Source organism: Flavivirga jejuensis, from assembly GCF_030540765.1.
Taxonomy (GTDB): domain Bacteria; phylum Bacteroidota; class Bacteroidia; order Flavobacteriales; family Flavobacteriaceae; genus Flavivirga; species Flavivirga jejuensis.
In genome coordinates this window covers 1-1,132 of sequence record NZ_JAUOEL010000031.1, presented here as the reverse complement: position 1 = coordinate 1,132, position 1,132 = coordinate 1, and the positions used below count along the sequence as shown (strand labels likewise).

Genomic DNA, 1,132 nt, shown 5'->3' with positions numbered 1-1,132 from the left:
ATGTAGATGGCAACAAACGTTTGGTCGGTTATGTTGTTGTAGAAGGGGATTTCGATAAGAAATGTATTCAAGAACAATTAGGAGAAAAGTTACCAGATTATATGGTTCCTCAACTATGGGTTTTATTAGAAGAATTACCCCTGACCCGTAATGGCAAGATCGATAAGAAAGCCTTACCAGAACCTGATAGTTCTGAATTATCAACCCAAGAGTATGTAGCTCCAAGTAGTGATATAGAGGTGCAATTGGTAAGTATCTGGCAGGAATTATTAGGTATTGATAAGATTGGTATTTATGATGATTTCTTTGATTTGGGCGGACATAGTTTATTGGCGACTCGTTTGGTTTCTATGCTCCGTAAAGAGTTAAGTATAGAGGTTGCTATTCGAGATGTTTTTGTACATACCACAGTAGCTGCTTTAGGAGTTCATATCTCATCAAAAACAGAGGGCGTTTTATTACCCTCGATTGTAGTTCAGGACCGCCCCTTGCGTATCCCCTTATCCTTTAGTCAGGAGCGTTTATGGTTTTTGGATGCGTTAGAAGGGAGTATTGCGTATCATATTCCCACGGTCTTACGCTTAGAAGGGGTATTGGATCTAGATGTTTTAGAAATGGCTTTCCGCAGTATTATTGATCGTCATGAGGTCTTGCGTACGCTTATTTGTTCAGAAGAAGGCGTAGGCTATCAAGAAGTGATGGGATCAGATTCTTGGTCTTTGGATCATGTTGTTCTAGAAGATGGAACGAACTTAGAAGCGCTGTTAAGTAATTCTTTAGAAGTTCCCTTTGATTTGTCTAAGGATTATAAATTCAGAGCCTGTGTTTATGAATTGGGAGTAGGTAATTATGTATTAGCCTGTGTTTTTCATCATATAGCTAGCGATGGTTGGTCAGAGGGTCTTTTGGTGTCAGAGTTCATGGAGTTATATAGTGCTTTAACATCAGGTCGATCACCAGAATTACCAGAATTATCATTACAATATGCAGATTATGCCATTTGGCAACAAGAGTATGTAGCAGGCTCTTTTTTAGAAAAACAGCTATCGTATTGGGAGGATACATTAAGAGGCGTTTCTACAATATCATTACCTACAGATTATAGCCGTCCTTCTATTCAGAGTCATCAGGG

The 1,132-nt window shown here is 39.0% G+C and carries 1 protein-coding gene; it reads left to right on the top strand.

The annotated features are described in order from the left end of the window. Positions 1-1,132 (top strand): condensation domain-containing protein (locus Q4Q40_RS24015; RefSeq protein ID WP_303304596.1); only part of this gene is annotated, 1,132 nt, incomplete at both ends.